This is a genomic window from Arthrobacter oryzae, from assembly GCF_037911235.1.
GTDB classification, from domain to species: Bacteria; Actinomycetota; Actinomycetes; order Actinomycetales; family Micrococcaceae; genus Arthrobacter; species Arthrobacter oryzae_E.
In genome coordinates this window covers 42,199-55,528 of the sequence record NZ_JBBLYW010000066.1, presented here as the reverse complement: position 1 = coordinate 55,528, position 13,330 = coordinate 42,199, and the positions used below count along the sequence as shown (strand labels likewise).

11 protein-coding genes are annotated in these 13,330 nt (G+C 65.0%); 3 read left to right on the top strand and 8 right to left on the bottom strand.

Features of this window, described 5'->3' with window-relative positions:
- The first annotated feature begins 3 nt into the window (after positions 1–3).
- Together WMN78_RS19195 and WMN78_RS19190 are read left to right on the top strand one after the other, a co-directional pair.
- Positions 4–1,296, top strand: a complete 1,293-nt coding sequence (locus tag WMN78_RS19195) for a DUF58 domain-containing protein (protein ID WP_340535354.1) — start codon at positions 4–6, stop codon at positions 1,294–1,296.
- Positions 1,297–1,324: 28 nt separating this feature from the next.
- The gene (locus tag WMN78_RS19190; RefSeq protein ID WP_340535353.1) at positions 1,325–2,038 is read left to right on the top strand and encodes a DUF4166 domain-containing protein; all 714 of its coding nucleotides are present in this window, start codon (positions 1,325–1,327) and stop codon (positions 2,036–2,038) included.
- Here the strand turns inward: WMN78_RS19190 and WMN78_RS19185 are convergent.
- The 6 genes from WMN78_RS19185 to WMN78_RS19160 all read right to left on the bottom strand — a co-directional run bounded on the left by WMN78_RS19185 (position 2,035) and on the right by WMN78_RS19160 (position 9,218).
- Positions 2,035–3,060, bottom strand: coding sequence for a hypothetical protein (locus tag WMN78_RS19185; RefSeq protein ID WP_340535352.1), 1,026 nt, complete (start codon positions 3,058–3,060; stop codon positions 2,035–2,037). The genes WMN78_RS19190 and WMN78_RS19185 overlap by 4 nt on opposite strands.
- A gap of 3 nt (positions 3,061–3,063) precedes the next feature.
- The gene (locus tag WMN78_RS19180) at positions 3,064–3,507 is read right to left on the bottom strand and encodes a chorismate mutase (RefSeq protein ID WP_340535351.1); all 444 of its coding nucleotides are present in this window, start codon (positions 3,505–3,507) and stop codon (positions 3,064–3,066) included.
- 135 nt (positions 3,508–3,642) lie between these two features.
- Positions 3,643–5,337 (bottom strand): ABC transporter ATP-binding protein, encoded by a 1,695-nt coding sequence (locus WMN78_RS19175; RefSeq protein WP_340535350.1) that lies wholly within the window; start codon positions 5,335–5,337, stop codon positions 3,643–3,645.
- Positions 5,334–6,359, bottom strand: coding sequence for an ABC transporter permease (locus WMN78_RS19170; RefSeq protein ID WP_340535349.1), 1,026 nt, complete (start codon positions 6,357–6,359; stop codon positions 5,334–5,336). Before WMN78_RS19170 ends, WMN78_RS19175 begins: the two co-directional genes overlap by 4 nt.
- Position 6,360: 1 nt before the next feature.
- Positions 6,361–7,452 (bottom strand): ABC transporter permease, encoded by a 1,092-nt coding sequence (locus WMN78_RS19165; protein ID WP_340535348.1) that lies wholly within the window; start codon positions 7,450–7,452, stop codon positions 6,361–6,363.
- Positions 7,453–7,583: 131 nt separating this feature from the next.
- Positions 7,584–9,218 carry an ABC transporter substrate-binding protein gene (locus WMN78_RS19160; RefSeq protein WP_340535347.1) on the bottom strand — a complete coding sequence of 545 codons (1,635 nt, stop codon included), beginning with the start codon at positions 9,216–9,218 and terminating at the stop codon, positions 7,584–7,586.
- Positions 9,219–9,512: 294 nt separating this feature from the next.
- Here WMN78_RS19160 and WMN78_RS19155 point away from each other — a divergent pair, with 294 nt between their 5' ends.
- Positions 9,513–10,340, top strand: a complete 828-nt coding sequence (locus tag WMN78_RS19155; RefSeq protein ID WP_340535346.1) for a caspase family protein — start codon at positions 9,513–9,515, stop codon at positions 10,338–10,340.
- A 23-nt stretch (positions 10,341–10,363) separates the two neighbouring features.
- Here the strand turns inward: WMN78_RS19155 and WMN78_RS19150 are convergent, their stop codons facing one another.
- Together WMN78_RS19150 and mnmA are read right to left on the bottom strand one after the other, a co-directional pair.
- On the bottom strand, positions 10,364–12,004 hold the full coding sequence (locus tag WMN78_RS19150) for a hypothetical protein (RefSeq protein WP_340535345.1): 1,641 nt from the start codon (positions 12,002–12,004) through the stop codon (positions 10,364–10,366).
- Between the two features lie 161 nt (positions 12,005–12,165).
- The gene (mnmA, locus tag WMN78_RS19145) at positions 12,166–13,287 is read right to left on the bottom strand and encodes a tRNA 2-thiouridine(34) synthase MnmA (protein WP_425341182.1); all 1,122 of its coding nucleotides are present in this window, start codon (positions 13,285–13,287) and stop codon (positions 12,166–12,168) included.
- Positions 13,288–13,330 lie beyond the last annotated feature (43 nt).

Here is a 13,330-nt window from a genome sequence, read left to right as displayed (position 1 = left end):
GACATGGCCATTTCCGGACGGTTCGTACTTCTGGCGCTTGCGGGGCTGGTGCCCGTATTGCTGTATCCCGGGTGGGGCACGGTCCTGCTGGTCTGCCTGGTGCTGTGCGCTTTCCTGCTGCTGGATCTCGCCCTGGCGGGATCGCTCCGGAAGGTCACCCTGGACCGCGCGCTGCCCGGCAACGTCACGCTGACGGGCAATTGCGAATCCGTCCTGACCATCGGAAACACCGGTTCCCGCCCGCTCCGCGCCCTGGTGCGGGACGCCTGGCAGCCGTCCGCCGGTGCGCAGAATCCACGCCAGCGCATCGACGTTCCGGCCGGTGAAAGGCGGCGCATGAAGGTGATGCTGAAGCCTGCCCGGCGGGGTGACCTCAAGGCACCGCACGTGACCCTTCGCGCGTTTGGCCCGCTGCAGCTCGCCGCGCGGCAGCGGACGCTCCCGTGCCCCGGCGCCGTGCGCGTGCTCCCGCCGTTCCACTCACGCCGCCATCTTCCGTCCAAGCTCCGCAAGCTGCGCGAGCTCGATGGAAAGGCGGCGGTCCAGATCAGGGGGGCCGGCACCGAGTTCGATTCCCTCCGCGACTACGTCCGCGGGGACGACGTGCGTTCCATTGACTGGCGCGCCAGCGCGAGGCGGTCCGCCGTCGTCGTCCGTACCTGGCGTCCCGAACGGGACCGGCGCGTGGTGATCATGCTGGACACCTCACGGACTGCGGCTGCGAGGATCGACGACGAACCCCGCCTCGACACCGGGATCGAGGCGGCCCTTCTGCTGGCCGTCCTCGCGGAACGCGGCGGAGACCGCGTGGATTTCTTCGCCTTCGACCGGCGAACCCGGGGACGGGCCGGATCCGCGTCGAAAGGAAACCTGCTCGGACAGCTCGTGCAGGCCATGGCGCCGCTGGAACCGGAACTCATTGAGCTGGACTGGAGCCAGGTACCGGCCCAGATCCGGCAGATCTCCGCGCACCGCTCGCTGGTGGTGCTGCTGACCACGCTGGACGGCGGTGCGCCCGAAGAGGGACTGCTGCCGATGGCCGCGCAGCTGGCGCAGCAGCATGTTGTGGTGGTTGCCTCCGTGCGGGACCCCATGCTCGGTACGATGCAGAAGGAACGCACCACGGCGGCACAGGTGTTCCGCGCGTCGGCCGCCGAGCGGGCGCTGCTGGAGCGCGAGGCAGTGGCCATCCAGCTGCGCCAGATGGGCGTCGAAGTGGTGGACGCCGAGCCCCATCAGTTGCCGCCGGCGCTGGCCGACGCCTACATCCGCCTGAAAGCGGCGGGAAAACTATGACCGATGTGTCGAAAACCGGGAGGCTACCGTGAACACGCCCATCTACGAACGTGCCCTGGGCAGCGACTTCGCCCGCCTGCAGCCCGAGCTCCAGGAGTACTTCTCGCTGGCTCCCGGCTCCGGTCGCTTTGGCGTGGGCGAGGGTGTGTTCGACGTCGTCGGGTGCCGGCAGCAATGGCTGCGTCCGCTGTTACGGCTTACCACCGGGGAGGAGGCGTTCTTCCCGGAATATGGTGAGGGCGTTCCGTTCCGGATCGAAAACCACGCGCACCTCGACCCGTTCGGACGATCGAGCCTCACCGCCAGGCGCGAAATCCACTTCCCCGGCCGCACACGGTTGTTCCATGACACCACAAGCTTTGACGACTCCCGCAGCACCCCGGGGCTGGTGGACTACGTCGGCCGTTACCGGCGCCTGGTCACGGACCTCAACCTCAGCGTGACCGCCGAAGGCAGGCTGCGCGGCGTCTCCGAAGCGTCCCGGCTGTTCCTGGGTCCCTTGCGTATACCGCTGCCGGCGGCTCTGGATGCCAAGGCTTACGCGGAGCAGTGGTGGGAACCGTCCGCCGGAACACAGGGCAAGCACCGGATCCAGGTCAAGGTGATCCAGCCCCAGCTGGGACTCGTGCTGGTTTACGCCGGGAGCTTCGATTACAGGCTCCGCTCCTATCCCGGCGGCGCAACGGCGCCGGGCCACCTCCCGGGCTACGCCCGCCCGGACAGGTGGGAGAGCCGCCTCTAGCCGAGCGTCAGCTGGTTGAGCCCGTCGGCCACCTGGGTGAGGCGGGTCAGCACGGCGGTCGCAGACGACGGCGTGTACCCGGCCAGCCCCTCGGACGGCGTCACCCGGATCGAGCCGAGCGAGGAAGCCGGAAGACCCAGCTGGCGCCAGGGCCGCCACACATTCTCTACCGCATCCTGCACGCGCGGCAGGGCGGCGGAGGGGTTGCCAACCGGCAGCACGCCGGCCCACAGGCTCTTTCCTGCCTCTACCGCACCTGCAAGCTGTTCCCATTGGCGGGAGGTAAGCGCCTTGAGCGGGACCGCTATCCCGTCGGCCCCTGAAGAGAGAATGCGTTCGAACGGCGCCTCAATTTCGGCCACCGCGATGACCGTTTCGGCGGCACCGGCGTTCCTGACCGCATCGATGACCAGACGCCACGCCTCCGTCACTTCCTGACCGGGAACGGCGCGCAGGGTCCGGTAGCCGCTGGAGGTGGGAATCGTGCCGGCCAGGACAGCAGCAATATCAGGTTCATCGATCTGGACCACCAGCCGGGCACCGGGAACGGCAGTGCCCACCCGGGCCAGGAACTCCCCGACGCCGGCCGCCAGCGATTCGGCGATATCACGCCGGGCGCCGTAGTCGAGCAGCGCCCGTTCACCGCTGTGCAGGTGCAGTCCTGCGGCCAGGCTGAGCGGTCCGCGCAGCTGCACCTTGAATTCCCGTGCCGGACTTTCTTCCGTCCCGGCGACGTCGGCAAGGACGTTGATATCCGTGGACAATGCCGACTTGGCCCGCATGACGTCTTTCCCCGGACGATCGACGATCCGCCATCCATGGGGCTGGACATCGACGGAAAGGTCCACCAGGAGGGACGCAGTCCTGCCGAGGGCATCGGAGCCGACGCCGCGTTCCGGCAGCTCCACCAGGAAAGGCAGGTGGGGACTGCCGAGTTCGCCGCGGACTATCCGGGTTGCTTCCACCGGGTCCTCACCGGGCCACGGCCCGAGGGCGGTGGCAGTTACCTGTGATTCCGGCATGGCCTAGGCGTCGACGGCGGTGGACGGTGCGGGCGAGGAAAGCAGCGGCTGGTTTGCACCTGGTCCGTTGTTCTCCGCGGCCTGGTGATCCTCGGCAATGGCTTCGTGGTGCCGGATGACCTCGCCGATGATGAAATTCAGGAACTTCTCCGCGAAAGCCGGATCCAGGTGGGCCTCCTCGGCGAGGCGGCGCAGCCGTGCAATCTGGGCGGTCTCCCGGCCCGGATCCCCTGCGGGCAGCCGGTGCGCGGCCTTGAGGAAACCGACCTTCTGGGTTGCCTTGAACCGTTCGGCCAAGAGGAAGACAAGCGTGGCGTCGATGTTGTCGATGCTGGACCGGATGGACAGCAGTTCCGCCATCACCGATGGGTCAACCTGTCCGGCCAATGAGCTGGCTGAGGGGTCGTAGGATTCGGCGTCCGGAAAATCTTGGTTCTGCTCGGTCATGGTTCCAGTCTATGGGCACCCCGCCGATTCCCTGTGGCTGTTAAGCGTCCGCGAAATCTTGCCCAGGGGCGGGACCTCCTACGAAAATGCCCGCTGCCCGGAAGGGGCAACGGGCATCTTCACGACCGAATCGGGCTAACCGGCCAGGAGCGCACGGTTCGCTTCCCGGCGCTTGGCCTGTTCGTCCGGGTCAGGCACGGGCAGCGACGCGATCAGCCGGCGTGTGTAGTCATGCTGCGGCGCCCCCATCACCTGGGTTCCCAGCCCCTGTTCCACGAGCTTGCCCTTGTAGAGCACCCCGACCCAATGCGACAGGATGTCCACGACGGCGAGGTCGTGGCTGATGAAGAGCGCCGCGAACCCGAACTCTTCCTGGATGTCCTTGAACAGTTCCAGCACCACGGCCTGGACCGAAACGTCCAGCGCCGAGGTCGGTTCGTCGGCAATCAGCAGCTTCGGGTTCAGGATCAGGGCCCTGGCCAGTGACGCACGCTGGCGCTGTCCGCCGGACAGTTCGTGCGGGAACCGGTCAGCGTACGACGCCGGCAGCTGGACCGACTCGAGCAGCTCACCGACGCGCTTCCGCGCCTGGGCCGGCGTGGGATTGCTGTGGATGATGAGCGGTTCGGCAACGCAGTCGCCGATGGTCAGCTGCGGGTTGAAAGACGCCGCCGGGTCCTGGAACACGAAGCCGATCTCCTTGCGGAGTGGCTTGAACGTCCGCTCCTTGAGGTTCAGCATCTCGTAATCCAGTACCTTCAGGCTGCCGCCGGTGATGCGGTTGAGGCCGGCGATGGCGCGTCCGATGGTGGTCTTGCCCGACCCTGACTCACCGACGAGGCCGAACACCTCGCCTTCAGAGAGCGTAAAACTCACGCCGTCCACGGCCTTGAAGCCGGGGCTGCCCAGCCTGCCGGGGTATTCGATGGTCAGTCCCTTGGCTTCCACCAGGACCTTCCGGTCCTGGTGGGCCCGCGCCGTCATTCCCTGGGAAGCGGAATTCCTGCCCAGGTGTGGCACGGCGGCCAGGAGTTTCCGCGTGTACTCCTGCTTCGGCTCGGCGAACAGGACCTTGGCTGTAGCCTCCTCGACCACGTCGCCTTGGTACATCACCACTACCCGGTCGGCCAGATCCGCCACCACGCCCATGTTGTGCGTGATCAGCACGATCGAGGTGCCGTACTTGTCCCTCAGGTCCCTCAGGAGCTGGAGGATCTCCGCCTGGACCGTGACATCCAGGGCTGTTGTGGGTTCGTCGGCAACGATCAGGCCCGGGTTGAGTGCCAGCGCGGCGGCAATAACGACACGTTGCTTCTGACCCCCGGAAAACTGGTGGGGATAGTAATCCACCCGCTTTTCGGCGTCAGGGATCCCTACTTTCCGGAGGGCTTCGACGGCACGGGACTTGGCTTCCTTGGCGGATACACGGCCGCCTTTGCCGTGTGCATGCGCGCGGATCCCTTCGGCGATCTGCCACCCGACGGTGAAGACGGGGTTCAGCGCGGTGGACGGTTCCTGGAAAACCATGGCGACATCCCTGCCGCGGATTTGCCGAAGCTTGGCCGGGCTGACGCTGATCACGTTGTTGCCGTTGATCAGGACCGCTCCGGAGCTGATGGCCGTCTCCGGAAGGAGTCCGAGGATTGTTTTCGCCGTGACGGTTTTGCCGGAGCCTGACTCGCCGACGATCGCCACCACTTCGCCCGGGTTGACCTCGAGGCTGACGTCCTTGACTGCATAGACGTCTCCAGCGTCGGTGGCGAAAGTGACCTTGAGGTGGTCAATATCGAGGACCGGGCCCGCGCCGCGCTTGTGGATGTTGGTGGTCATGAACTGCTCACTTCTGCTTGGATTCCTGCCTGCGCGGCGACGTTCGAATCAGGCCCGCCCTTGCCGGAAGCGGCCTTCTTGCGTCCGCGAAGCCGCGGGTCGTTGAGGTCGTTGATGCTCTCACCCATGAGGGTGAGGCCGACGACGGTCAGCACCATGGCAAGGCCGGGGAAAACGCCCGTCCACCAGATTCCGGACGTGGTGTCGGCCAGCGCCTGCTTCAGGTCGAAGCCCCACTCGGCGGCGGAGCTTGGTTCGATGCCGAAGCCCAGGAAACCCAGGCCGGCCATCGTGAGGATTGCTTCGGAGGCGTTCAGTGTGAAGATCAACGGCAGGGTGCGCGTGGCGTTCTTATAGATGTGCCGGCTCATGATGCGGACGTTCGAGGCACCCACTACCTTGGCGGATTCCACGAAGGGTTCGGCCTTGAGGCGGATGGTTTCGGACCGGATCACCCGGAAGTACTGAGGAATGAAGACCACCGTGATGGAGATTGCCGCGGCCATGATGCCGCCCAGCAGGCTGGACTGGCCGCCGCTGATGACGATGGCCATGACGATTGCGACCAGCAGCGAGGGGAAGGCGTAAATGGCGTCCGCGATGACGACGAGGATCCGGTCCAGCCAGCCGCCGATGTAGCCGCTGACGAGTCCCAGAATGACGCCGATGAAGATCGACATCAGGACAGCCACAACGATCACCATGATGGCCGTCTGCGTTCCCCAGATAACCCGGGACAAAACGTCGTAGCCGCCCACCGTGGTCCCCAGCAGGTGCTTTCCGCCCGGTGCCTGTTGGGCGGGGAAGCTTCCGTCGGCGTCGGAGAGCTGGGAGTACCCGTACGGCGCCAGGAGCGGCGCGAAAATGGCTGTCAGCACAAAGGCGCCGGTCAGGACGAGTCCTGCCACCAGCATTCCGCGCTGCAGGCCCACGCTCTTGTTGAAGTGCGAGATGACCGGCAGCCGGCGGAAGAGCGAAGCGCGGGGATCCGCTGCGGGTTCAACAGTTGTAGGGGAGCTCATATCAGTACCTCACGCGGGGGTCGATCAGCGCAGCAGCAATGTCCACGATGAAGTTGGTCACGGCCACGATGACGGCGAGGAGGACCACGATGCCCTGGACCGCGACGAAGTCGCGTGCCGTGAGGTACGTGGCCAGCTGGAACCCCAGCCCTTTCCATTCGAAGGTTGTTTCAGTCAGCACGGCGCCTCCGAGCATCACGGCGATTTGCAGGCCCATCACCGTGATGATGGGGATCAGCGCAGGCTTGTAGGCGTGCTTGGTGACAAGTCGGAATTCGCTGACGCCGCGGGAGCGCCCGGCCTCCACGTAGTCCCTGCCCAGGGTTCCGATGACGTTGGTGCGGACCAGCCGGAGGAAGATGCCTGCGGTCAGCAGGCCCAGGGCGACGGCCGGCAGGACCGCATGGGCCGTGACGTCGGCGAGTGCTGCCATGTTGCCGCTGCGGATGGCATCCAGCCAGTAGATGCCTGTTGGCGACTGCAGCGAGGTGAGCGCCAGTTCGCTGGAGGTCTTGGCGCGGCCGGCCACAGGCAGCCACCCGAGCCAAACGGCGAAAGTGAGTTTCAGGAGCATGCCGGCGAAGAACACGGGCGTGCCGTAGCAGACGATGGCGAAAACGCGCAGCACGGCGTCGGGGGCGTGGTCCCTCCGGTAGGCGGCGACCATGCCCAGCGGAATGCCCACCAGCAGGGCCACCAGCAACGCGTTGATGGTCAGTTCCAGAGTGGCAGAGCCGTAGGTGGCCAGCATCTCCGTGACCTGGCGGTTGTCCGAGAGCGTAGTGCCGAAGTTGCCTGTGGCCAGTTGTCCCAGGTACTCGAAGTACTGCACGAGGATCGGACGGTCATAGCCTGCCGCAGTGATCCGCTCCGCCAACTGCTCCGGCGGCAACCTGCCGCCCATGGCCGCAGTGATGGGATCGCCGGTGATGCGCATCAGGAAGAACACCAGCGTCACAAGAATGAAAATTGTAGGAAAGATCAGGAGGAACCTGATCAGGATGTATTGGCCCAGTCCCCCGCCGGACGACTTCTTCTTTGACGGCAGGAGGCCGTCGGCGTCGGTTGGCGGCGCCTCGATAAGTGTTGTCATTGGTACCTAAATGTGTGCTTCCGGCGGCCTCGTGAGCCCCGGAATCTGTTGCCCTGCTTCCGCACGAAAGGCGGGACGCCCTACAGGCGCCCCGCCTCCGCGGCCGGTCAGGACCGGATGGAGAACTGGACCTACTTGGAAATTACGCCAAGACGGGTCTTGAACGAAGCGTCGAGGGTCTTTTCAACGCCCTTGACGTCCGCACCGGCGACCATCAGCTGGGCACCCTGGAGCAGCGGTAGCGTGGACAGGTCCTTGGCGACGGCGGTCTGGGCTTCGCCGAGCACCTTTTCACGCTCTGCCTTGTCAACCGTGGTGAGCTGCTTCTTGATCAGCTCGGTGACAGATGCATTTTCATAGTGGTTCTTCAGGAAGTTGCCCGGAACAAAGAACGGGGTCAGGTAGTTGTCCGCGTCCGAGTAGTCGGGGAACCAGCCGAGCTGGTACACCGGGTAGGCGTCGGCCGTGCGGTCCTTGGAGTAGGTGACCCATTCGGTGGACTGCAGGTCAACCTTGAAGAGGCCGGACTTTTCCAGCTGTTCCTTGATCATGGCGTACTCGTCACCGGAGGACTTGCCGTAGTGGTCCGGGTTGTACTGCAGCTTGATGTTGACGGGTGCGGTGACGCCTGCGTCGGCAAACGCCTTCTTGGCCTTGTCCAGGCTGGGCTTGCCGTTGCCGTCGCCGTACATTTCCTTGAGGGGCTGGATTGCGCCGACAAAACCGTCGGGGACCACCGAGTACGCCGGCAGGTAGGTGCCTTTGTAAACCTGGGTTGCGATGGCGTCGCGGTCCACGACATTGGCCATGGCCTGGCGGACGGCCAGGGCCTTGGCGGGATCAGCGTCGGCAGACTTTGCACCAAAAGGCATGGTGTCGAAGTTGAACACGATGTATCGCAACTCGCCACCGGGACCCTTGTGGACCTTGACCTTGGAGTCCTTCTCAAGGTCAGCGGCGTCGGTTGCGGTGAGGCTGCGGCCGGCGACGTCGATGTTGCCCTGCTGGACGTCCAGCTTGAGGTTGTTTGAATCGGCGTAGTACTTAATGGTGGCGCCGTCATTCGCGGGCTTGCCGAGGAGGCCCTTGTAGTCCGCATTGACCTTCAGGCTGACTAGCTCGTTCTTCTTGTAGCTCTCGATGGTGTACGGGCCTGCGAACGGCTTGCCCTTGACGATGTCGTCGTCGGTCATCAGCTTGTCCGCCGGAAAGACCTCTTCATCGATGATCGGTCCGGAGTTGGCGGCGAGGACGCCCGGGAAGACCTGGTCGTTGCCGGCCTTGAGAGTGAAGACCACCGTGGTGTCATCCTTTGCGGTCACGGTCTCGAGGTTGCCCAGGAGGGAGGCCGGACCATTCGGATCCGCGATGCTGACAACGCGGTCGATGGAGAACTTCACGTCTGAGGACGTCAGTGCGTGGCCGTTGGCAAATTTGAGGTCCGACTTGAGCTTGACGGTGTACTCCGTGGGGCTCGTGAATTCCGCGGATTCCGCGATGTCAGGCGTGGCGTCTGCCGTGCCGGGCTTGGCGTTCAGGAGGAACGGATAGATCTGGTTCATCACCATGAAGGAGCCGGCATCGTAGGAGCCAGCGGGATCGAGGGTAACGACCTTGTCCGTGGTCCCGTAGGTGATAGTTCCGCCTCCGGCAGCGCCGGTGGTAGTTCCGCCGCCGCCGGACGGGCCTGTGCAGGCTGTCAGTGCAAACGCGGAAACACCCGCGAGCGCGATAGCGCTGTGCAGGGCCTTTTTATTCATTGCCATCTGTGGACTTTCTGTTCGATGAGTACACGCGCGCCGCCTCGCAACTGGATCAGTTGGACTCGGTTGGCGGACGGTGTCCTGATCACCCGATTCAACCAGACAGCCAGCCGCTGAATCGTTGCAAAGAGTGAGTTGAGACACAAAATTTATCTGATTGGGGCAAAACTATCGTTTTCTTCAGCGTTCCGGCCGGATCAGGGCCCGGCGGAATGATTGCAGAAGGCTTGGGCGGTTGCCATTGAAGAGGCTCAAACACGGGAATAGAGTTGCCCTACCTGGCCGAAGGAACACATCATGAGCAAAGCCGCCCTCTGTGTGGGGATCAACGAATTTGAACATCTGCCGAAATCCAGCTGGCTCCAGGGCTGCGTCAATGACGCCCGCGACCTCGCCGGACTGCTGCAGGCCGGATACGGCTTCGCCCCAGCGGATATCTCCCTGCTGCTCGATTCCCAGGCCACGAAGAAGCAGGTCATGGCGCAGCTTGATTCAATGCTGGACCGCGCCGCCGCCGGCGACCTCCAGCACATCGTCTTTACGTTCTCCAGCCATGGAACGCAGATTCCGGACAGCAGCAACGACGAGGCTGACCGGCTGGACGAAGCCTTCGCCTGCTACGACATCAACAACACGGGCGACTCGTGGGATCCGGCCACCGTCATTTCGGACGACGAATTGTTCGCCCTCTTTGCGCGGCTACCTGACGGGATACTCATGGACGTTGTCCTCGACACCTGCCACAGCGGTACCGGCCTGAAATCGCTGGACCTCCTCCCCGGGAGGCGGCCACGCTTCCTGCCGGCACCGACGGCGCGCGGCGTTGCCGCCACCGAATTCAGCGACACCAGGGCGCTCCGGGATCTGGTCAAAGCCGGGCGGGGCGTCAAACCGGTCCTTCTGGCTGCCTGCCGGGCCGACCAGACCGCCGCCGATGCCTTCCTGGAAGGCCGCTACAACGGCGCCTTCACGTACAACTTCATCAAGGCCGTGACGGGAGACGGCACTCTCGGCCGGGCGGACATCCTGAAGCTGGTCAGCAAGGGCCTCCGCGCCGGCGGTTTCGACCAGGTGGCGCAGCTGGAGGGCTCGACGGCGGCGCGGAAAGCTCCCTGGGGAAGCTGACACAGGGGGCCGCTGACGGAGGCTCACTCCTGGCGTTCGTCCTCCGGGTGGAACGTTGCAGCGGGCATTCTGATCCCGGCTTCCCTTTTGATGGTTTCGAGCTTCTCCTGCTGCCACTCCGCGTCCATCACCGGCTTGAGTGCGGCGAAACACAGCCGTCCGCCCTCATCAAACCGCAACAGGCCCCCGCCACGGACGGTGTAGTAATCGGTGTCCACCCGAAGGCCCAGCTTGTTCCTTGCTTCTGATTTGGACAAGGTGACTGACTGCACGTACGAGGCTCCGATTTCGGAGACGACGAACCCGTCCGGTCCTACGCGCGTACTGGGGCGCACCCGGTTCACAACAATGCTGGTGTTCTGATCGATGCCGGACGCCTCGATAAGCCGCGGATTCTCCCAGATGAACCGGTTGACCTCCTCAGGGTCGGCGGCCAGGGCTGACAACCTGACCGGATAGCGCAGGTCGCGGAGGTGCTTCAGCCCGTCCAGGAGTTCATCGGGTTCCGTGGACAGGTCGATGTCCCAAAAAGCGTCGCGTACAGCCTGCCTGAATCCCATCATGTCCGTCGGCACCAGCACCGCGTCGGCCGCGAGGATTCCGCGCAGCAGGTCCTCCCAGCCCGGGTCCACCGGCGGCATATAGGCAAGGCCCCGCAGCACCATCCCCAGCATCTGATGCCCAAGATGCGCCCCGGCTTCGGCCACCTGGTACCGGCTGGAGCGCCCGCCTGGCCTTTCCAGCCGCTGCAGCCAGAGTTTAACGACGGCGTCCAGCACCGCCTTCACGGCAATTTCGCCTCGCCGGTGGGGTTCAGGATCCAGCCGCCACTCGAAGGGCACGTCCATGGCGAGCGGCCGTCGGGCGGCGCCGCGGGAGAACAGACCGTCAGCCAGGCCGAACAGCCCGGACGCCAGGACTTTCTGTTCCATGTTCCGGGCGGGCACGATTCCCCGCCTGCCGTCGATGCCCGGAACGGCCACTGACAACTGTTGCTCCACCCGCTCAGGCGACGAAAACACGCTCAGCATTGCCACGAGATCCGCGATGCATTCGTGCAGGGCATAGCCGTCGAGTAAGGCATCGCTGTCCGTCCACAGCCGCCGGTAGCCGTCCAGGACTGCGTGCGTCACCTCATGGGCCACGAGGTCGTGATACAGGGCCAGCGGCACGGAACGCTTGGAACGGTCGTCGGTCCTGTGGCCAAAGCGGATCAGCCCGCGCTCGCGGTCGTACCCGGTGGAGGTGTAGGGGATCTTGTCGTACACACTGATGACCAGCCGGTGGCCCGAGGCCCAGCCCATCCGGCGTCCGAGGGTGGCTTCAAAGGCCTGAAGGGTGGCCGTCGCCACCGCATAGACATGCTGCGCCAGGAACCGGCTGTCTGCCAGCAACTCGTCGAGCCCGGAAGGTGCGGCCTGGTCGTCAATGCACCATTCGTTGCGGTCTACGGACAGGGAGATAGGCCGGGGCCCGTCAGCTCCGGGGGCCCGCACCCGCAGCGCCAGCCGTGCCCCGACCGGGCCGTTGGCAAGCCTCTCCACGGGAACCCGGATGCTGGTGGTGAGCGGCTTTCCTGACTTGCGGGTGAAGGGGCCCTCAGCGAGCGCAGTCAGCGCGACCATCTCAAGGCCATGCCCGATTCCGAGCGCTGCAGAGACCATAGCGGGCCCGCTTTCCTCAACTGTGCAGAGCCGACCTGGCAAGGCGTCGGTCTGCATCAAGTCTGGTTCCCCAGGCCTCAATTATTGCGGTCGCAGGCCTCATTGACTATGGCCCGCTGCGGCGGCGCCCTTTTTTCGGTTAGAGTGCTGCGCGTTTTCGGCTAGAGTGCTGCGCGCTGCAGCGACCGCGCCGCGTCGATGGTGGCCTGCCCCAGGACCCTGCTTCCCTGGTAAAGCACCACGGTCTGCCCGGGAGCCACTCCGCGCAGCGGGGCGGTCAGCGTCACCACAAGGTTCGTCCGCTCCGCGCCGTCGTCGTCCGTCAGCAGTTCCGTATGGGCCGTCGCGGGGACGGGATCCCCGTGGGCGCGGACCTGCGCGTGGCAGTCGAACTCTTCACCGGTGGCAATTTCCGCAATGGGCAGGCCCGCCCACGAGACTTTGATGCCGCGGATCTCGTCGATGGCCAGGAGCGCCTCAGGCCCGACTACCACCTTGTTTTCCTTGGGCCGGATCTCCAGGACGAACCGCGGTTTGCCATCGGCGGCCGGAGTGCCCAGCTTGAGGCCGCGGCGCTGGCCGACGGTGAACGCGTTGGCGCCGGGGTGCTCACCCACCTTGGACCCGGTTTCGTCCACAATGTCGCCGGTGGTCATGTCGATCTTTTCCGCCAGCCACCCGGCAGTGTCGCCGTCCGGAATGAAGCAGATGTCGTGGCTGTCCGGCTTGTTGGCCACGGACAGCCCGCGGCGTTCGGCTTCCGCGCGCACTTCAGCCTTGGAAGGAGTGTCCGCCAGCGGGAACATGGAGTGCTTGAGCTGTTCGTGGGTGAGCACACCGAGCACGTAGCTCTGGTCCTTGGCCCAGTCGGCCGCGCGGTGGAGTTCCGGGTTTCCGTCCGCGTCCGTGATCACTTTGGCATAGTGGCCGGTGCAGACGGCGTCGAACCCCAGCGCGATTGCCTTTTCCAGCAGCGCCGCAAACTTGATGCGTTCGTTGCAGCGCATGCAGGGGTTCGGGGTGCGTCCGGCGGCGTACTCGTCGATGAAGTCCTGGACCACGTCCTCCTTGAACCGTTCTGAAAAGTCCCACACGTAGTACGGGATGCCCAAAACGTCGCAGGCGCGCCAGGCGTCGCGGGAGTCCTCGATGGTGCAGCAGCCGCGGCTGCCGGTCCGGAGCGTCCCGGGCATCCTGGACAGCGCCAGGTGGACACCGACGACGTCGTGTCCCGCCTCGACGGCGCGGGCGGCTGCTACGGCGGAATCGACTCCGCCGCTCATGGCTGCAAGAACTCGCATGCTGGCTTTCTTTAGGGGAAGGTGG